We start from the raw sequence: 18,394 nt of genomic DNA on the forward strand, positions 1-18,394 counted from the left end.
CGGGGTGGACCGGACGACCGGGAGGCCCGGTGCCGGTCTCGCAGACCGGCGCCGGGCCTCCCGGATCACCACCACGCCCGTCAGACGGCCGCCAGGGCGGACGTCGGTGGGATGCGCGCTGCGCGCGCCGCCGGGTACAACCCGGACACCCCACCGATCACGACCGTCGCGCCGAGCCCGCCACCGACGGCCCAGAGCGGGATCGCCACCGGCCACCCCTGCCCCACGGCGAAGGCGACCGTGACCCCGACGCCGATCACCACACCGGCGACGCCGCCCAGGAACGACAGCAGCAGCGACTCGACCAGGAACTGGTCACGGATGTTCCGCCGTCGTGCACCGAGAGCACGACGCACGCCCACCTCGGCACGACGTTCCAGCACCGTGATCACCATCGTGTTCGCGACGCCGATGCCGCCGACGAGCAGGGCCACACCGCCGATGCCGACGAGCAACCCGGTGAACGAGTCGTCGGTGGCGTTCTTCGCGGCGAGCGCGTCGGACGGCCGGGTCACGCCGACGTCCTGCGGCGCTCCGGGGCGGACCGCACCGGCGAGGACGTCGCGAGCCTGCTCGACCCGCGCCGGGTCGACCCGCGTGTACACCGCGGTCGGCGCTCCGTCGAACCCGAGCTGCGCCGCGAGGGACCGCGGGACGAACACCTGGTTGTCGAGGTCCTCCGCGAGCTGGACGGGCTGCAGGATGCCCACGACCTGCACCCACTGCCCGCCCGTCCAGACACGCGTGTCGGCGCGCACCGTGTCGATGCCGAGCGCGGCGGCGGCGTCGGCCCCGAGCACCACCTGCGGCGGAGCACCCGGACCGTCGTCGATCCAGCGGCCCGACGCGAGCTCCGCGCCGAGGACCCCCGGCACGTCGCCCCACGCCGCGAGCACCCCGATGCCCTTCGTCTGCGGAGCGGGGATCAGGGCGTTCCGGTAGACGCCGGTGGCCGGTACCGAACCGACGGCGGCCGCGGACTCCACGTCGTCCTGGCGCAGCACCGAGTCGAGTGCCGTGGGCGGCAGCGGCTGCTGCTCACCGAAGCCCTGCGCCGGCGTTGCCGTGAGGACGTTCGTGCCGAGCGCGTCGAGCACCCGGTCGACCATCGCCTTGCTCGACGACGAGATCCCGACGACCGCGATCATCGCCGCGATGCCGATGGCGATCCCGAGGGCGGACAGGACCACGCGACCCGGCCGGGTGCGCAGGCCGAACACGCCGAGCCGGAGCAGGTCCGCGGGGCCGACGGTTCCGCGGGCGCTCATCGCGTGCCCGCCCGGTCGTCGTGCGAGACCAGGCCGTCGCGCATCCGGATCCGCCGGGGCAGCGACGCGGCGAGCTCGAGGTCGTGCGTGATGACGAGGATCGTCGTCCCGGCTGCGTTCAGCTCCCGCAGCACCGTCAGGATCGCCGCGCCCGACGCCGTGTCGAGCGCGCCGGTCGGCTCGTCCGCCAACAGGATCGTCGGTTCGCCGACGATCGCCCGCGCGATCGCGACGCGCTGCTTCTCGCCACCGGACAGCTCGTGCGGCCGGTGGTCGACGCGGTGCCCGAGGCCGACGCGTCCGAGCGCCTCGACGGCCCGCCGGTGGCGCTCCCGCCGGGGGACGCCGGCGTAGAGCACGCCGTCGGCGACGTTCTCGGCGGCCGTCGCTCCGGCCTGCAGGTGGAAGTGCTGGAACACGAAGCCGATGTGGTCGGCACGGAGTCGCGAGAGCGCGTCGTCGGACATCGAGGCGACGTCGTTGCCGGCGATCGTCACGGTGCCCGAGGTCGGCCGGTCGAGCGTCCCGACGATGTTCAGCATCGTCGACTTGCCCGATCCCGACGGGCCGACGACGGCGACGAGCTCCCCCGCGGCGACCTCGAGCGAGACGCCGCGGAGCGCGCCGACGTCACCGTAGGTCTTCACCACGTCGCGGAGCGACAGGACCGCGGCGGCCGCCCCGGTGGCTGCGGCGCTCATCCGGGCACCACCACGCGGTCCCCCTCCGCGACGTCGCCAGTGACGGCCACGCGACCGTCCGCCGTGAACCCCGGCACGACCGCCACCCGCTTCGTCGTCCCGTCGCGACGCACCACGTCGACGGCGTACTCCCCGCCCGAGCCCGCGGCGAGCGCCGCGACCGGCACGGACAGGACACCCCGCTCGGTGGTGCCCTTCGCGTCCACCTGTGCGGAGGCGGCGGCGGGCAGCTTCCGGTCGCCCGGGTCGAACGACACGGAGACGTCGACCTTGTTGCCGCCGTCCTCGCTCGTGCTCGGCTGCACGTCCGCGACCTCGCCACGCAGCGGGTCGCCGGCGCCGTTGATCCGGACGCCCACCTCCGTGCCGACGGCCAGCCGTTCGGCATCGCGCTGCGAGACCGTCGCCGTGACGACGCGCTCGGTGCTCGTGACCTGCAGGACGTCGCCAGCGGCTCCGACCCCGCCGTCCCCGGCTCCGCCCGCTTCGGCTCCGGTGGGCTGTCCGAGCTCGCCGTCCACCGACGCGACGCGCACCGCCCCGTCCACGAACGCGATGTCGTCCGCCGTCAGCACCCCGGTCACGCGGTGCCCTCGGTCCTGCTGCCACTGCCGCACCGCGCGCTCGGTCCGCGGGCCGAAGACGTCGTCGACCGACACGTCGTACCCGAGCGCGGCCAGGTTCTCGTTGAGCTGCCGCACGTCGGTGCCCGTGCGCCCCCGCGACAGGTCGCGCCACAGCGGCACCGTGCCGTACATCGAGCGCACGCCGCGCTCGTCGACGGCGTACAGGTACTCGTCGCGGTGGACGACGTCGCCCGGCTCCGGCAGCCAGGTGATGGTGCCGCCCGCGGCCGCCGGCACACCGGTCGCGGACCCGTAGCCCAGCGTTCCGGCGAACACCTTCGAGTCGGTCAGGTCCCCCTTCGTCACGATCGCCGTGGCGCGGTCCGGCTGCTCGCTGGCCGACGCGGCGGCCGGCTCCTCGGCCTGCAGCCCCAGGACGGCCCAGGTGCCGGTCCCGACGGCGAGACCGGCCGCGAGGCACACCGCCGTGATCGTCGTGCGGCGTCCGATCGGTCGCCTCACGACGTGGCTCCGTCGCCGACCTCGGCGTCGTCCCCGCCGAGCCCGGCGAAGGCCTCGTCGGAGCAGGCGCGAGCCACCTCGTCGAACGCGGCCTGGTCGTCGGGCTGGTAGCCCGCCTTCGCTTCCTCGTCGTCGGGGTAGTCCTCGAAGCCGCGATCGCGGATGCACTCGGCGGCCTTCCGCTGCCGGTCCGCCGAACCCGGCATCGGCTTGGCCATCTGGGCGTCGCCGGCTGCGGCGGAGTCGCCGAGGCAGGACTGCAGGTCGGCCTGGTACTGGTCCTCGTCGACGCCGTCGGGTGCGCTCAGCTGGAGCGTCGTCCCCCCGGAGGACGGGTCCGGCATGTCGTAGCCCTTGCCGCGCATGCACTCGGCGAGCGTCGCGCCCTTCGCCGCGGTCCCGGAGGACTTCGTGGACCCGGAGTCCGGAGCGGCCGCCGAGCACGAGGCGAGCAGACCCGGCAGCAGCACCAGGGCCGCGGCGGCGGCGAACAGGGAGCGGGTCCGACGGGTGGTGGTCGTGGTCGTTGCGTTCATGGTCCCAGCACACCCGATCGGCTGTTTCGCGCCGCGTACCCGCCGGGTTACACCGACGAAACGTCGACGCGCACGGCGAGACCGCCGGTCGGGCGCGCATCGATCGTCATCCGCCAGCCGTGCGCCTGCACGATCGAGGCGACGATCGACAGTCCCAGGCCGCTGTGCCGGCCGGCGGACGGGCTCGACGGGCAGCGGCGGAACGGCTCCACCAGGCGCAGGGCCTCGTCCTGGGGCACCGGCGGCCCGGAGTTCTCGACGACGAACCCGTCGCTCGTGGTCGTCACGCGGACGAACCCACCGGGTTCGTTGTACTCGACGGCGTTGCCGACCAGGTTCACGAGCAGCTGGCGGAGCAGCGTCGGCTCACCGACGACGACCAGGCCGGGAGGCCCGGTGCGGCGCTCGTGGGTCAGGGTCACCCCGGCGTCGGTCGCGTCCGGGGCCGCTCCTGCGACGACCTCGTCGGTCACCTCGTCGAGACGGACGGCGCTGGTCGTGCCCGCCAGTCCGCGATCGGCCTCGGCGAGCACGAGCAGGGACTCGACCAGGTGCTCCGTCCGGCGGTTCTGCTCGAGGAGCTGCTCGCGGGTGGCGCGCACGTCGTCGCGGTCGGCGTCGTCGTGCAGTCCGATCTGCACCGCGGCCCGTTGGACGGCGAGCGGCGTCCGGAGTTCGTGCGACGCCTGCGCCACGAACCGGCGTTGACTCTCGAACGCCGTCTCGAGCCGGTCGAGCAGGCCGTCGACGGTGCGGGACAGGCGCCGCAGCTCGTCGTCCGGGCCGCCGAGTCCGATCCGCTCGTGCAGGTTCGACGCCGTGATCCGGTTCGCCGTCGCGGTGATCCGGTCGATCGGGCGGAGCATCCACTGACTGACCAGCCACCCGACACCTCCGGCCAGGACCCCCGCACCCGCGATGCCGACGGCGGACCACTGCCACTGCTGCACGGCGACGAGCTGGATCACCGTGACCGCCGACGGATCGCGCCCACCGGTGCCGCCCGGCTCCAGCGGTGCCGGCGATGCGGTCGCGAACCCCTGCACGGACCTGGCGGTCCGCGCCGACGTGGTGTCGAGTCCGGCGCCGACCCCGGCGAGGGACATCACGTTCGAGAACACGACGACACCGGTTGCGAGCGCCATCGCTGCGAGCGCGAACGTCACCGCGGTGCGGGCACGGATGCTCCAGGTCCGCCGGACCCGCCTCACAGGGAGTAGCCCCGTCCGGGCACCGTCCGGATCGGGTCCGGGTCGCCGAGCTTCTTGCGGAGCTTCGACATCGTCACCCGGACGGCCGAGGTGAACGGGTCGATGTTCATGTCCCAGACCTTCTCGAGCAGTTCCTCGGTCGAGACGATGCGGCCGTCGGCGCGCAGGAGTTCCTCGAGGACGCCGAGCTCCTTCGACGTCAGGTCGAGCGGTCGGCCGCCGCGTGTCGCCATCCGTCGGTTCGTGTCGACGACGAGTCCGGCGCGTTCGAGGACGGGCGCGACCGGGGCGACGCTCCGCCGGCCGAGTGCGCGGACGCGGGCGACGAGCTCCGGGTACTCGAACGGCTTCGCCAGGTAGTCGTCGGCGCCGAGCTCGAGTCCGTGCACGCGGTCGGCGAGGGCGGTCGCCGCGGTGAGCATCAGGATCCGGGTGAGGCTGCCGCGGGCCGCGAGCCTCCGGGCGACCTCGTCGCCGTGGAGCCCGGGGACGTCACGGTCCAGCACGACGACGTCGTAGTCGTTGACGGACAGCAGTTCGTCGGCGTCGTCACCGCGGTACACGACGTCGACGGCCATGTCCTGGCGTGCGAGCCCCGTGGCGATCAGGTCGGCGAGGGTCGTTTCATCGTCCACCACGAGTACGCGCATCCGTATATTGCACGTGATGTACCCATGGATCGGCTGGGAGGATCAGGCGTCGAACGGTACCTCGCCGTGGTCGCTCACACCGGCGCGCTGCCGGTAGGCCAGGTGCCCGCCGAGGTACCCACCGACCCCGACGACCGTGAGCGCCGCGAAGCCGAGGAGCTTGCCGGCGCCGTGGTTGCCGTGCTTCCGCTGCCACCACGACAGGCCGTACAGCGAGATGCCGACCCAGTTCACGGCCTGGTGCACCCACCCGGTGCGCAGCTGTTCGCGGTCCAGCTCGGACCAGTCGACGTAGCCGGCGACGCTCGCGCTGCCGGAGGACACGAGTCCCACGCCGACCAGCGTCTTGGCGGCCTTCGCGTTGCCCTTCCCGCCGAACACGTCGAGCACCGCGGCGGAGATCCACGCCCCGAGCGGCACCTGCACCATGAGCGGGTGCAGCGGATGGCCGAACGGCACCCCGTGCAGCAGTTGCCGCAGCGCCTTCGGCTTCGCGAGCGCGTTCACCACCGCTCGGTCGACGTCGACGGCCTTGTCGAGCACGCTCGCGTGCTCGACGGTGTCGGTGAGGCGACGGAACGCGCTGATCTCAGGCATGCCCTGGACGCTATTACGGGAGGCCCGCCACCGGTCCCAGGAACCGGTACCGGGCCTCCCGTCGGTCTTTGTGGCCTACTCCTCGACGATCTCCGCCAGTTCGAAGGGCTCGACGGTCAGGCCGTCGCCGTCCGCGGCGACGTCCACCCGCACGGTGTCGCCGTCGCGGACGTCACCGGACAGGATCGCCCGTGCCAGCTTGTCGTCGATCTGCCGCTGCATGAGGCGACGGAGCGGCCTGGCGCCGTAGAGCGGGTCGTACCCGCGCTCCGCCAGCCACCCGCGCGCCTCCGGTGTGACCGCCAGCTCGAGCCGGCGATCGGTCAGCCGGCGGGCGAGCCGATCGACGTAGAGCGACACGATCTGGCCGAGGTCGTCGGCCGTCAGGGCCTGGAACACCACGATGTCGTCGAGGCGGTTGATGAACTCCGGCCGGAACGCCTGCTGCACGAGCTCGCGCACGGCCGCTTCGCGCTGGTCGTCCGTGAGCGTCAGGTCGGTCATGAACTGCGAGCCGAGGTTCGACGTGAGCACGAGGATCGTGTTCCGGAAGTCGACCGTGCGCCCCTGCCCGTCGGTGAGCCGACCGTCGTCGAGCACCTGGAGCAGCACGTCGAAGACCTCGGGGTGGGCCTTCTCGATCTCGTCGAGCAGGATCACCGAGTACGGGCGACGCCGGACGGCCTCGGTGAGTTGGCCGCCGGACTCGTAGCCGACGTACCCGGGCGGGGCACCGATGAGCCGCGAGACCGAGTGCTTCTCGCCGTACTCGCTCATGTCGATGCGGACGAGGGCCTTCTCGTCGTCGAACAGGAACTCCGCGAGCGCCTTCGCCAGCTCGGTCTTGCCGACGCCGGTCGGCCCGAGGAACAGGAACGATCCGGTCGGACGGTCCGGGTCGGAGATGCCGGCGCGGGTGCGGCGGACGGCTTCGGACACGGTGTTCACGGCGGTGCGCTGCCCGATGATCCGGCGGCCGAGCTCGTTCTCCAGGTGCAGGAGCTTCTCCGTCTCGCCCTGCAGCAGCCGGCCGAGCGGGATGCCCGTCCACTGGGCGATCACGGCGGCGATGTCCTCGTCGGTGACGCTGTCGTTCACCATGCGGTCGGCGGACTCGGCCTGCTCGGCGGCGGCGAGCTCCGCTTCGATCCGGGGCTTCTCGGCGTACTCCAGGCGCGACACCGTTGCGTAGTCGGCTTCGCGCTGGGCACGCTGGCTGCGCATGTTGAGGTCGTCGAGCTGCTGCTTCAGCTCGCCGATCCGGTTCAGGCTGGCACGCTCGGCCTGCCAGCGCTGCTCGAGCTCACCCAGTCGTTCCTCGCGCGTGTGCAGTTCGTTCCGCAGGGTCTCGAGCCGCGCCTTCGAGGCGTCGTCCTTCTCCTGCTTGAGCGCGAACTCCTCGACGCGCAGCCGGTCGACGTTCCGCTTCAGCTCGTCGATCTCGACCGGGCTGGAGTCGATCTCCATGCGGAGCCGACTGGCGGCTTCGTCGATCAGGTCGATCGCCTTGTCGGGCAGCTGCCGGCCGGAGATGTACCGGTTCGACAGGCTGGCCGCGGCGACGAGCGCGGAGTCGTTGATCGTGACCTTGTGGTGCGCCTCGTAGCGCTCCTTGAGGCCGCGGAGGATCGCCACGGCGTCCTCGACACTGGGCTCGCCGACGTAGACCTGCTGGAAGCGGCGCTCGAGGGCGGCGTCCTTCTCGATGTACTCGCGGTACTCGTCGAGCGTCGTCGCCCCGATGAGCCGCAGCTCGCCGCGCGCGAGCATCGGCTTGAGCATGTTCGAGGCCGCGACGGACCCCTCGCCGCCACCGGCCCCCATCAGCGTGTGCAGCTCATCGATGAACGTGATGACCTGGCCGTCGGAGTCGTTGATCTCCTTGAGCACGGCCTTGAGGCGCTCCTCGAACTCGCCGCGGTACTTCGCGCCGGCGATGAGCGAGGAGATGTCGAGCGAGACGAGCCGCTTGTCCTTGAGCGAGTCGGCGACGTCGCCGGCGACGATGCGCTGGGCGAGCCCCTCGACGACGGCGGTCTTGCCGACGCCGGGCTCGCCGATGAGCACGGGGTTGTTCTTGGTGCGGCGGGTGAGCACCTGGCTGACGCGTCGGATCTCGGAGTCGCGTCCGATCACCGGGTCGAGCTTGCCGCTGCGAGCGATCGCCGTCAGGTCGACGCCGTACTGCTCGAGGGCGGTCTTCTGTCGCTCTTGCGAGTCAGGAGCACCCTGGAGGTTCGCCATGCGTTCCGTCCTTTCGTTGCGGTGGTGTTGTACTTGAGTCTACTCCGCTCAACTTACGCCGGCGCGGGGACATTCCGGATCCCGACGGCGCTGACGACCGCGCCGGCGATGAGCAGCACCGCCATCACGACGACCGCCCGGTGCAGGCCGGCGACGCTCATCTCCCCGCCGAGCACCACACCGGCGAGCGCCACCATCACCAGGCCGGCGATCCGCGCGATCGCGTTGTTCACGGCCGACCCGACGCCGGCCTCGGACTGCGGCACCGACCCGAGCACGGCACTGGTCAGCGGTGTCACCATGAGCGCGATCCCGAAGCCGATGAGCACGAGCCCGGGGAACACGGCGACCCAGTAGCCGTCCGGCCGTGCACCGACCAGCAGCATCAGGAGCGCACCGACCGCGGCCACCGCCGGCCCCGCGGCCATGAACCAGCGCGGCCCGAACCGCCCCGCCAGCCCGCCCACCGCCGAGGACACCAGCAGCAGGACCACCGTCGGCGGCAGCGTCGCCAGGCCGGCGAGCCAGGCCGGGAACCCCCAGACCTCCTGCAGGAACAGCGTGACCACGAAGAAGACCATGCTCAGGGCGCCGTAGATCGACAGGGTGGCGAGGTTGCCCACCGCGAAGTTGCGGGCACGGAACAGCGCGAGCGGCACCAGCGGCGAACCGGTCGTCCGGGTCACGTGGAGTTCCCACGGTACGAAGGCCCCGAGCGCCAGGGCACCGAGCACCAGCGCCGTGACCACGACGGGCGCGCCCCACCCGAGCCGCTCCTGCTCGATGAGCCCGAGCACCGCGCCACCGACCCCGACGACCGCGAGCACGGCGCCCACCACGTCGATGCGCGGTCGGACCGCAGGGTGCACGTCACCGGTGATCCGCAACACGAGCGGGATCGTCACCGCGATCGGGACGGCGGTGAGCACGAAGATCCACCGCCAGCCGATGCTGTCGACCACCAGACCGCCCACCACGGGCCCGAGGATCGTCGCGGCGCTCGACCACGCGGTCCACGTGCCGATCGCCTTCGACTGCGCGGCCCCGCGGAACGCCGCCACGATGAGCGCGAGCGCACTCGGGGTCACCAGGGCTCCGCCGACGCCCTGGACCGCCCGCGAGACGATCAGGAACTCCCCCGTCGGGGCGATGGCGCACGCGACCGAGGCGATCCCGAACACGATGAGCCCCCACGTGATGATCCGGACCCGGCCGAACACGTCCGACAACGACCCGGCGACGAGGATGAGCGAACCGAGCGTCACCAGGTACGCGTCGACCGTCCACTGCTGCACGACGAGCCCGCCGCCGAGCTCCTGCCGGATCGCGGGGAGCGCCACGTTCACCACGCTGGAGTCCAACCCGACGACGAACGACGACAGGATCGCCACCACCAGCACGGTGCGCCGGTCGTCCCGGAGCGGCGCGGTCGCGCGAGGTGCGGCAGTGGTCATGTGCTCATCCTGCTCCCGCCGACGCGGGCCGGGCAGTCCCCGTCAGGACCACCCGTCGACGACGAGTTCCGTGCACGACGAAGCCCCCGCGACCGGAGTGGTCGCGGGGGCTGCCGACAGGACGGGGCTGGGTGTCCTGAGCTTCGGGCGTCGTGGACGCCGGGGCGTCAGCGCCGGGAGTCGGTGTTCGGCTGCGCGCTCGGGCCGGGGTTCAGGACCGGACCGGCAGCGGGCTCGGCGGGAGCGGTCGGCACGGTGGTGCTCGTCGCCGCGGTGTTCTGCACCGTGGTGTCGCCCGCCTGCGCCTTCTTCTCGTCGTCGGTCATCTCCTTCTTGAAGATGTTGATCGACTGCCCGAGGCCCTTGGCGAGCGCCGGGAGCTTCGTCGCGCCGAACAGCAGGATGACGATCCCGAGGATGATCAGCAGGTGTACGCCGCCGAGGTTTCCGAGCATCATGACTCCTTGATCTGGAACTGGTCGCCGTCCGGAGGTCTTCTTCGACCCACGCGGCGGAAGTCCGTGTGCTCCCCATCGTAACTCCCCCGCTCCCTGATGCCCAGGCCGGGCACCGGAACGGACACCGTTCGCACAGGGAAGCGGACCGCCGGTGCGCAGCGGATCGCCGTCAGTGGGACGCGAGTACCCGGTCGAGGCTCCACAGGACGGGTTCCGCACGGAGCGCCGGGATGTCGGCCTCCGTCACACCGGTGATCCGGAAGGTCACCCGCTCCCCGGGCAGCAGGGTCATGAACCCGCCGTCGACCGCTCCGGTGGCGCGCACCCGGTCCGGCTGGACGAGCAGGTCCCGCACGAGCGACTCGGCCTCGACGGTCAGGTCGAGCCCGCCGTCGACGGGCGTGAACGCAGTGCGGTACCGCGCCGGCTCCCACCGCACGTCGACGTCGGGACCGGGCGTCCAGACCGCTCGGCGCCAGTCCATGTCCGCCACGATGAGCTCGTTCGCGGGGTCGTCGACCACGCCCACCGACTCGGGCAGGGCGACGACGGCGACCCCGGCGGACGACAGGCGGACGGGGAGTGACACCTCGGCCAGGATCGTGCCGGCGGTGGTGACCCGTCGCACCCGGACCACGCTGTCGTGGCCGCCCCGCGTGGACCGGACGGCGACCTCGACGGGCGAGGACCCGAACGCGCCGGGCGAGACGCCGAGGGACAGGGTGTCCGCCGCGTCGCCCGGATCAGCCGTCTCGCTGACGCCCATCGACCCACCCGGGTGATCCGGGCCTCCCGTCCGCTCCGCACCGGACGCGACCGGCGAGGCGGGCGCGACCGCCCCGGAGACCGGAGAAGCGGGCGACGACGCCGGCGACGCAGCCGGTCCGGACACGGCGGACGGCGCGACCGCCACCCGCGACACCGGGCGGATCGTCAGCAGGACGTCGTCGTACAGCCGGCGTAGCTCGTGCGCGAGCGGCTTCAGCCGCCCCGCCGAGTCGATCGCCGACCACGACGACACCGGCCACAGGTCGTTGAGCTGCCACATCACCACACCGGTGTTCCGCGGCCAGTGCGTGCGCCAGTGCTCGATGCCCGTCGCGATGGCCCGCGCCTGCTGCAGCTGCGTCAGGTAGTGCCACCGGTCGAAGGCGGCCGGGTCGACCGTGCCGAACCGCGGCTCGAGGCCGCGGGCCAGCTTGCCCATACCGTCCGCGGCTTTCTGGTGGTGCACGATCCCGGGTGCGTCGACGCGCAGCACCTCGTCCGCGACACCGTCCCGCAGCGTCCGCCACGCGGGCGGCGCCTGCCAGCCGAACTCGGAGACGAACCGGGGAACCGACCCGCGGTAGGCGGTGTCGGGCAGGCGGTTCCAGACGTCCCACGAGTGGTGCGTCTCGTTGTCGACGTCGTTCGCGGGCAGCGACTCGGAGCCCGACCACGGCGACGCCACCGTGTAGAAGCGCGACGGGTCGACCGCGTCGACGATCGTCGGCAGCAGGTCGAGGTAGTAGTCGAGGCCCCAGCCGCGGTCGCCGAGGGAGTCCGCCCAGCCGTCCACGTCGTGCAGCCAGATGTTCTCGTTGTTGCCGTTCCACAGCACCAGCGAGGGGTGCCGCGCGAGCCGGGCGACGTTGTCCCGCGCCTCGGCGATGACCTCGCTGCGGATCGGCTCGACCTCGGGGTAGGCGGAGCACGCGAACGGGAAGTCCTGCCAGACGAGCAGTCCGAGTTCGTCGCAGACCTCGTAGAAGTCGCGCGACTCGTACACGCCGCCGCCCCACACGCGCACGAGGTTCGTGCCGAGGGACGCCGCCGCGGTCAGACGGGACTGCAGGCGCGCGCGGTCGACGCGCGAGACGATCACGTCGTCCGGGATCCAGTTCACCCCACGCACGTCGATCAGGGTCCCGTTGACGTGGATGCCGAACGGCCGACCCATGTCGTCGACCTGCGTGTCGATCCGGGTCGACCGGAAGCCGGTGCGGAACGTGTCGCGGTCCAGGACCTCGCCCTCGACCGTCTGCAGTTCCACGACCACGTCGTACTGCGCCTGCGCACCGTAGCCGCGGGGCCACCAGCGCAGCGCCTCGGGCACACGCACCGTGACGACGGTCTCGTCGTCCTTCGGCGTCAGCTGCGCCCGCGACCGCTGCCGCGTGGGCGTGCCGTCCTCCTTGAGACCGCTGACGGTCACGACGAGCACCAGGTCGTCGTCCTCGCCGTCCTGGTCCAGGTCGTTCAGGCCCGAGCGCTCGACCGTGATGTGTGCGTCGAGCACCCCTTCGCCGGCCTCGACGTCGACGAGCGGTCGGACCTCGCGCAGCCGCGCGGTGGACCACCGCTCGATCGCGACCGGTCGCCAAGGACCGCTCGTGACGGCGGTGAGGCCCCAGTCCCAGCCGAAGTTCGAGGCCGTCTTGCGGATGTACGGGAACGGCTCGTCGTACGGTCCCGGCATGCTGCCGGCCTTCGCGGCGACCCGGCCGGCCTCGCGGTACGGCGACTCGAACAGGATCTCGAGGTCCTTCGTCGTCGCCCCGGACCCGGACTGCACGCGCGCGTCGAAGCGGTAGCGCCGGTGCATGTTCCGCGTCGTGCCCACGACGACGCCGTCCAGGCTGAGCTCGGAGACGGTGTCCAGGCCGTCGCAGACGAGGTCCACGCGTTCGTGGCCGCGGGGGTCGACGTCGACCGAGGTGCGGTAGGACCAGTCGGCCCGGCCGACCCACTTGGCGGCCTGCTCGTTCCGGTCGAAGGTCGGGTCCGGCAGCAGGCCCTCCCGTTCCAGGTCGGTGTGCACCTGGCCCGGCACCGTCGCCGGGATGGTGCGGCCCGCGACGCCGTCCGGCGCACCGGTTCCTCCGGCCATCGTCACGGTCCAGCCGTCGCGGAGTTCCTCGCGGTCGAGGGTCATGCGGGTCCTTCTCTTCGGCGGACGGGGTGTCCGTCGCCTCGGTCGGGACGCCGGCCGGTGGCCCGCCCCGTGGCCGGTCGGTCGACCTGGAGGCGCGGCACCGGTTGTCCGGGCGTCGTCACGTCGCGCGCGCGATCGGGTGGCGCTCGCGCGTGGGGTGCTCGGCGATGCTAGTACGGGAAGCCATCAGCAACCTATGTGGTGACAGGGCGGGGTCCTCCGTGCAGGCTGGGGACGTGATCACCGTTGCACTCGCCAGGACCCTCCGCGACGCCGGCCTGCGCTGGCACCCCGAGACGGGCGACCGGTTCGTCATCGACAAGCCCGAGGTGGACGAGGACGTCTACACGGTCTCCGAGATGACCGTCGAGCGACACGACTCCCCCACCGGCACGATCCTCGGCTTCAACGGGACCACCGAGTGGGCGCTCGACTCCGTGACCGCGTCGGAGTCCCTCTGGCTGCCGCGCGAGGACCAGCTGCGCGAGCTGCTCGGGCCGTCGTTCATCGGGCTGACACGGGTGTCGGTGAGCGGCCGGGTCGTGTACACGGTCACGGCGACGATCGGCGGCACCGACCGGAGCTTCGCGTCGGAGACCCCGGCGATCGCCTACGGCCAGGCGCTGCAGGCGTACATCGCCGCCGCGCTGTCCTGAGGGGCACGCCCGGGGTCGCTGATCCTGGGCGTTGCCGGAATGGCTGCTGGGGGTCGTTTGGTTGCATGGCACCATGACCGTTCCGAACATCACCCTGAACGACGGCAAGACCATCCCGCAGCTCGGCTTCGGCGTCTTCCAGATCGACCCCTCGTCGACCAAGGAAGCGACGCTCACGGCGCTCGAGGTCGGCTACCGCCACATCGACACCGCCGAGATGTACGGCAACGAGAAGGAGGTCGGTGAGGCGATCGCCGAGTCCGGCATCCCGCGCGAGGAGATCTTCGTCACCTCGAAGCTCAACAACGGCTTCCACGACCCTTCGGCAGCTACCGAGAACGGCAAGAAGTCGGCCGACCTGCTCGGCGGCTACACCGACCTGTTCCTCATCCACTGGCCGCTGCCCACCGTCTCGGACTTCGTCCCGACGTGGAAGGCCCTCGAGGAGCTCTACGCCGCCGGCACCTCCCGCTCGATCGGCGTCAGCAACTTCCAGGCGCACCACCTCCGCCGCCTGCGTGCCGAGACGGACGTCCCGCCGGCCGTGAACCAGATCGAGGTGCACCCGTACCTCGCCCAGGACGAGCTCCGCGCCGTCAACAGCGAGCTCGGCATCGCGACCGAGGCATGGTCCCCGATCGCGCAGGGCCTCGTGCTCGACGACGAGACCATCACCCGCATCGCCGGCGCCGTGGGCAAGAGCCCGGCACAGGTCGTCCTCCGCTGGCACATCCAGCGTGGCGACATCGTGTTCCCGAAGTCGGTCACGCGCGCCCGCGTCGAGGAGAACTTCGCGATCTTCGACTTCGAGCTCTCCGACGAGGACATGACGGACATCACGACGCTCGACAAGGGCCACCGAACGGGTCCGGACCCGGACACGTTCGACTACGTCCCGGCCTGATCGTCCGGCACGCACGACGGAGCCGCCCGGGGAGACCCGGGCGGCTTCGTCGTGTCGGCGGCTCCGTCGTGTCGGCGGCTCCGTCGTGTCGGCGGCTACGCTGCAGGGAAGGGGTGTTCATGACTGCGGTGGCTCGGTTCGACGGCGGATGGACGCCGCAGCTCGACCAGGCGTACCGTGACGTCCTCGGTGCGGTGCGTGACGGCTCCCTCGGTCAGGACGTCACCCACGACGAGCTGGCGCTCTCCGGGCGGTTCGGCCTCGACCCGGTGGTCCTCCACGCGGTGCTCGAGCGACTGTCCGACGTCGGGATCGCGGTCCTCGACGACCATGCCGCCGTCCGTTTCCGGTCGTTGTCACCTGCCGCCTGGGTGGACAACGGCTGGCTGCTCGTCGGGCTGGTGGAAGGGGTCATGCGCTCTGCCGTGCCCGTGCTCACGGCAGCGGACCTCGTCGAGCAGGGTCGTGTCGCCGAGGCGCTCCGTCGTTCCGCGCACCTGCGCACCCCCGACCTCGACCAGGCGTTCTGGGCGTCGATCACCTTCTGGATCGACCGGACCCCGAACGTGTCCCTCGGTCGACTCGCTGCACGAGCCGTGGAGCGGGCCCGGTTCGGTGTGACGCCGACGATCCCGTTCCGGTCCACCGAGGTCGACACCTGGGCGGCAGCTGCCGAGCAGGCGGTGCGGTACCCGGGCGTGCGGTCAGCCGAGCGTGCCGCGCACGTGCTCGCACGGCTGTGGGGCGAGCACGTCGACGCTGCGGTCGCCGCGTTCGGCGGAGCATCCGACGACGGGTCGTCGGCATCGTCCGCGTCCGCGTCCGCGTCGACCGCACCTTCCGCGCCTTCCGCACCGGCGGACTCGCCGAGCTGGGCCGTCTGGACCCCGGACGACCTGTGGTGGGACCTGCTCGCGATGGTGCGGGACGGGACGCTCGAGCGCGACCGGACGTACCGCGCGAGTGCGATCGCCGCGCGACTCCGACAGTCGGTCCGGCGGCTCGTGCCGATGGTCCGGCGACTCGAGCTGCTCGGGCTCGTCGAGACGCGGCCGGACGCCCCGGAGGACATCCGCATCACCCGGCCGGACCTGCAGCACTGGACCGATTCGCTGCAGCTCGCGTCCACGCTCGTCGAGGCCTGCGCCCGGTGGTCCGTACCGACCCTGGACGACGCCGGGCGGGCCGAACTGCACGGGGTGATCGATCGGCTCCGCCGCCAGGGCCGCATCCGTGACTACGGCTACACGATGTCGGTGGTGGAGCTCTCACGGCTCCTCGCGGACCACACGCCGAACCCCTGGCTCGCCGGCAGTCTGCGGTTCGCCCTGAGCCGGCTCGCGTTCGTGTTCGACGAAGCGCCGCCCTTCCGCAGGTGGGACATCGAGGACGTCCTCACCCAGTTGGAGGACGCCATCGACCGCGGTGACCCGGACCGAGCCGCAGACGCGGCGCACGCGCTCAACGTCCACTACGACGCGCACATCGTCGACGTCGTCGCGCGGTTGTCCGGCACGGAGTCCTGAGCCGCACGGCACACGTCGTCGTCCGCCGTGCACCGTGCGGCCCTGGCCCATCGTCAGCTGTCGGTGTCCGCGGCGAGGCGACGCCGACGGAGGACGAGCAGCACCGCGCCGGTCGCCGCCAGTCCGACGCCGATGAGGCTCGCGACCAGGACGCCGTCCGACCCGGTCCAGGCCAGACGCGAGGGCCCCGTCGCGGACGCCGCCTCCGTCACGGCGTCTGCTCGGCCGGCCCCGTTCCCGTGGTCGCCGACACCACCGTCGCCAGTGCCCGGCTCGCCTCCGGTTCCGGGTCCGCCCCCGGGTCCACCCCCGGCACCCGGCGGCGTGGTCCCGGGCCCGTCGGACGGCGTCGGTGCCGGCGGGTCGGTCGGCTCCGGCGACGGAGTCGGCGTGGGCGTGGGCGTGGGCGTCGGCGTCGGTTCCGGCTCCGCCCCGGGTTCGACCTCGACCCGGATCGTCGCGGACGCGACCTGACCGGCGTTCGACGTGATCTCGTACCGCACCGGCGACGCGACCCCGCTGAAACCGTCCTCCGGCGTGAAGGTCACGCGACCGGCGTCGTCCACGTCGTAGGTGCCCTCACCCGGCACGCGCAGCTGCTTGCCGTCGTCGGACAGCTCGGCGCCCTCGAGCCCCTCGTCGCTGAGCCGGAGCGACCCGAGGTCCGCGCCACTGCCGTCGAGCGGGTCGTTCCCCACGACGTCCACGACCACGGGTTCACCCTGCTGTCCGGTCGCGGTGTCGTCCGAGGCGACGGCATCCGGCAGCACCACGTCGAACGCGATCGTGTCGGTGTTGTTCGTCAGGTCGACGTCACTCACCGAGCCGTCCCGCGCGACGGCCGCCAGCCCCTCGTCGAAGCGGCCGGCGGTGAAGTCGGTGACGCTCTCCGCAGGCGTCGAGTAAGTCCCGGTCCGCGTCGTCACCGGCACGGTCCCCCGCGCCGACAACACGATCTGCCCGCCGGGAGGCGCCGTCCAGTCGGTCGCCACGGTGCGCTCGCCCTGCGCCGAACCGCACGTCGCGCCGCCCCTGGCCTCGCACGACCAGGTGACGTCCTCGAGCGGCAGCTCGTCGGTCAGCGCCGTCGTCCGTGCCACGGCGTCCACGGGCCCGCCGATCGTGGCCGGGCCGTCGTTGACCGACCGGACGCGGAACGACACGTCGTCGCCGGCGGTCACCGGCCCCTCGGTGTCGACCGACGCCGTGGTCACGACGTCCGTCGGCTGCGTGGCCCGGACGTTGCGGATCTCGTGGAACTCGGCACGCCCGCCCGTCGACGCACTGAACCCGAACCGCATCTGGTCGGGCAGCGCCGTCGCCGGCAGGTCGGTGGAGATCAGGTGGTGCAGTTCCACCGGCTCCGAGCCGACCGGTGTGGGGTCCGACATCGTGACGATCGCCGTGATCCCGCCCGCGTCCCGGGGGACGACGTCGACCTTGACGTGCCGGTAGGTCGCCTCCTCGGCATCGACGCCGCGGTCCTCGAGGAAGCCGTCGCCGCGGTTGCCCGTCGTCGCGAGCACGGGGTAGCACTCAGCCTCGGCGCCGCGGACGGTGACGGCGTTCTGGATGAACTCCGGCAGCGCGAAGTTGCCGAACCGGTCGAACCCGACACCGACGACGCCGCCGTCGAGTCCGGCCGAGCACGCCGACCGGCCGTCGAAGTACCCGAGGCCACCACCCACCGGTCCGATCGCGTCGAGCGGCACGGACGCGTCCTGCAGGAAGAACCCGATCCCGTCCGCGTAGCCGGTGTCCTCCGGGCTCCACATCCGCTGGTCGAACTCGACGGTCAGTCCGTGGCTGGAGTCGTACGGCACCTCGTTGTACACGGCCGAGGCCATGTACTTGACGTTGTCGGTCATCCGGAGCCACTTGCCGGCCGACCCGTTCTCGACGATCGCTGCCTGCTGGTCGTTCGAGGCGATGCGCGCCCAGCCCGGCGGCATCGAGGTGCCGACCGGCAGGTCGACGAACGGGTCACGGACGGGGAACGGATCGACGGCGTGCGCGGGTTGCGCAGACCCGACGATGCCCGCACTGGCGACGAGTGCGCCGAGCGCGACCATCGGCGCGAGCGCGACGGTCAACGCCGTGCGAGGCGTTCGCGGACGGGGTGGACGAGTGTGCATGGGAGTCCTCTCTGACGGAGCAGGAGACGACTGTGCACGTGCCACCGAG

General features: G+C 72.1%; 15 protein-coding genes. 3 read left to right on the plus strand and 12 right to left on the minus strand.

Features of this window, described 5'->3' with window-relative positions:
- Window positions 1-80 precede the first annotated feature (80 nt).
- The 11 genes from EDF63_RS01145 to EDF63_RS01195 all read right to left on the minus strand — a co-directional run bounded on the left by EDF63_RS01145 (window position 81) and on the right by EDF63_RS01195 (window position 13,124).
- Window positions 81-1,268, minus strand: coding sequence for an ABC transporter permease (locus tag EDF63_RS01145; RefSeq protein WP_123310461.1), 1,188 nt, complete (start codon window positions 1,266-1,268; stop codon window positions 81-83).
- A complete protein-coding gene (locus EDF63_RS01150) occupies window positions 1,265-1,969 on the minus strand; it encodes an ABC transporter ATP-binding protein (protein ID WP_123310463.1) in 705 nt (234 codons plus the stop codon). The genes EDF63_RS01145 and EDF63_RS01150 overlap by 4 nt, the downstream gene beginning before the upstream one ends.
- Window positions 1,966-3,057, minus strand: coding sequence for a peptidoglycan-binding protein (locus tag EDF63_RS01155; RefSeq protein ID WP_123310465.1), 1,092 nt, complete (start codon window positions 3,055-3,057; stop codon window positions 1,966-1,968). Before EDF63_RS01155 ends, EDF63_RS01150 begins: the two co-directional genes overlap by 4 nt.
- On the minus strand, window positions 3,054-3,593 hold the full coding sequence (locus tag EDF63_RS01160) for a hypothetical protein (protein WP_123310467.1): 540 nt from the start codon (window positions 3,591-3,593) through the stop codon (window positions 3,054-3,056). The genes EDF63_RS01155 and EDF63_RS01160 overlap by 4 nt, the downstream gene beginning before the upstream one ends.
- Before the next feature lie 47 nt (window positions 3,594-3,640).
- Complete coding sequence (locus EDF63_RS01165; protein WP_123310469.1) at window positions 3,641-4,804, minus strand: HAMP domain-containing sensor histidine kinase; 1,164 nt, start codon at window positions 4,802-4,804, stop codon at window positions 3,641-3,643.
- Window positions 4,801-5,454, minus strand: coding sequence for a response regulator transcription factor (locus EDF63_RS01170; protein WP_123310471.1), 654 nt, complete (start codon window positions 5,452-5,454; stop codon window positions 4,801-4,803). The genes EDF63_RS01165 and EDF63_RS01170 overlap by 4 nt, the downstream gene beginning before the upstream one ends.
- 42 nt (window positions 5,455-5,496) lie before the next feature.
- Complete coding sequence (locus tag EDF63_RS01175) at window positions 5,497-6,051, minus strand: DUF2231 domain-containing protein (RefSeq protein ID WP_123310473.1); 555 nt, start codon at window positions 6,049-6,051, stop codon at window positions 5,497-5,499.
- A 75-nt stretch (window positions 6,052-6,126) separates the two neighbouring features.
- A complete protein-coding gene (locus EDF63_RS01180) occupies window positions 6,127-8,295 on the minus strand; it encodes an ATP-dependent Clp protease ATP-binding subunit (RefSeq protein ID WP_123310475.1) in 2,169 nt (722 codons plus the stop codon).
- A 53-nt stretch (window positions 8,296-8,348) separates the two neighbouring features.
- Window positions 8,349-9,749 carry an MFS transporter gene (locus tag EDF63_RS01185; RefSeq protein ID WP_123310477.1) on the minus strand — a complete coding sequence of 467 codons (1,401 nt, stop codon included), beginning with the start codon at window positions 9,747-9,749 and terminating at the stop codon, window positions 8,349-8,351.
- 167 nt (window positions 9,750-9,916) lie between these two features.
- On the minus strand, window positions 9,917-10,207 hold the full coding sequence (tatA, locus tag EDF63_RS01190; RefSeq protein ID WP_395871152.1) for a twin-arginine translocase TatA/TatE family subunit: 291 nt from the start codon (window positions 10,205-10,207) through the stop codon (window positions 9,917-9,919).
- Between the two features lie 169 nt (window positions 10,208-10,376).
- A complete protein-coding gene (locus EDF63_RS01195) occupies window positions 10,377-13,124 on the minus strand; it encodes a glycoside hydrolase family 2 protein (RefSeq protein ID WP_123310479.1) in 2,748 nt (915 codons plus the stop codon).
- 236 nt (window positions 13,125-13,360) lie between these two features.
- Here EDF63_RS01195 and EDF63_RS01200 point away from each other — a divergent pair, with 236 nt between their 5' ends.
- The 3 genes from EDF63_RS01200 to EDF63_RS01210 all read left to right on the plus strand — a co-directional run bounded on the left by EDF63_RS01200 (window position 13,361) and on the right by EDF63_RS01210 (window position 16,210).
- Window positions 13,361-13,780 (plus strand): pilus assembly protein CpaE, encoded by a 420-nt coding sequence (locus tag EDF63_RS01200; protein ID WP_123310481.1) that lies wholly within the window; start codon window positions 13,361-13,363, stop codon window positions 13,778-13,780.
- 73 nt (window positions 13,781-13,853) lie between these two features.
- Window positions 13,854-14,684, plus strand: a complete 831-nt coding sequence (locus tag EDF63_RS01205) for an aldo/keto reductase (RefSeq protein WP_123310483.1) — start codon at window positions 13,854-13,856, stop codon at window positions 14,682-14,684.
- Window positions 14,685-14,803: 119 nt separating this feature from the next.
- Complete coding sequence (locus EDF63_RS01210; protein ID WP_148061688.1) at window positions 14,804-16,210, plus strand: FCD domain-containing protein; 1,407 nt, start codon at window positions 14,804-14,806, stop codon at window positions 16,208-16,210.
- A gap of 53 nt (window positions 16,211-16,263) precedes the next feature.
- Here EDF63_RS01210 and EDF63_RS01215 read toward each other — a convergent pair whose 3' ends face one another.
- Window positions 16,264-18,345, minus strand: coding sequence for a lectin-like domain-containing protein (locus EDF63_RS01215; protein ID WP_148061689.1), 2,082 nt, complete (start codon window positions 18,343-18,345; stop codon window positions 16,264-16,266).
- Window positions 18,346-18,394 lie beyond the last annotated feature (49 nt).

The organism is Curtobacterium sp. JUb34 (assembly GCF_003755065.1).
GTDB lineage: Bacteria > Actinomycetota > Actinomycetes > Actinomycetales > Microbacteriaceae > Curtobacterium.

Coding starts and splice junctions, on each gene's coding strand:
- EDF63_RS01150 (WP_123310463.1), bottom strand. CDS start 1,969: ATGAGCGCCGCAGCCACCGGGGCGGCCGCCGCGGTCCTGTCGCTCCGC.
- EDF63_RS01210 (WP_148061688.1), top strand. CDS start 14,804: ATGACTGCGGTGGCTCGGTTCGACGGCGGATGGACGCCGCAGCTCGAC.
- EDF63_RS01175 (WP_123310473.1), bottom strand. CDS start 6,051: ATGCCTGAGATCAGCGCGTTCCGTCGCCTCACCGACACCGTCGAGCAC.
- EDF63_RS01160 (WP_123310467.1), bottom strand. CDS start 3,593: ATGAACGCAACGACCACGACCACCACCCGTCGGACCCGCTCCCTGTTC.
- EDF63_RS01145 (WP_123310461.1), bottom strand. CDS start 1,268: ATGAGCGCCCGCGGAACCGTCGGCCCCGCGGACCTGCTCCGGCTCGGC.
- EDF63_RS01215 (WP_148061689.1), bottom strand. CDS start 18,345: ATGCACACTCGTCCACCCCGTCCGCGAACGCCTCGCACGGCGTTGACC.
- EDF63_RS01180 (WP_123310475.1), bottom strand. CDS start 8,295: ATGGCGAACCTCCAGGGTGCTCCTGACTCGCAAGAGCGACAGAAGACC.
- EDF63_RS01185 (WP_123310477.1), bottom strand. CDS start 9,749: ATGACCACTGCCGCACCTCGCGCGACCGCGCCGCTCCGGGACGACCGG.
- tatA (WP_395871152.1), bottom strand. CDS start 10,207: ATGATGCTCGGAAACCTCGGCGGCGTACACCTGCTGATCATCCTCGGG.
- EDF63_RS01205 (WP_123310483.1), top strand. CDS start 13,854: ATGACCGTTCCGAACATCACCCTGAACGACGGCAAGACCATCCCGCAG.
- EDF63_RS01195 (WP_123310479.1), bottom strand. CDS start 13,124: ATGACCCTCGACCGCGAGGAACTCCGCGACGGCTGGACCGTGACGATG.
- EDF63_RS01170 (WP_123310471.1), bottom strand. CDS start 5,454: ATGCGCGTACTCGTGGTGGACGATGAAACGACCCTCGCCGACCTGATC.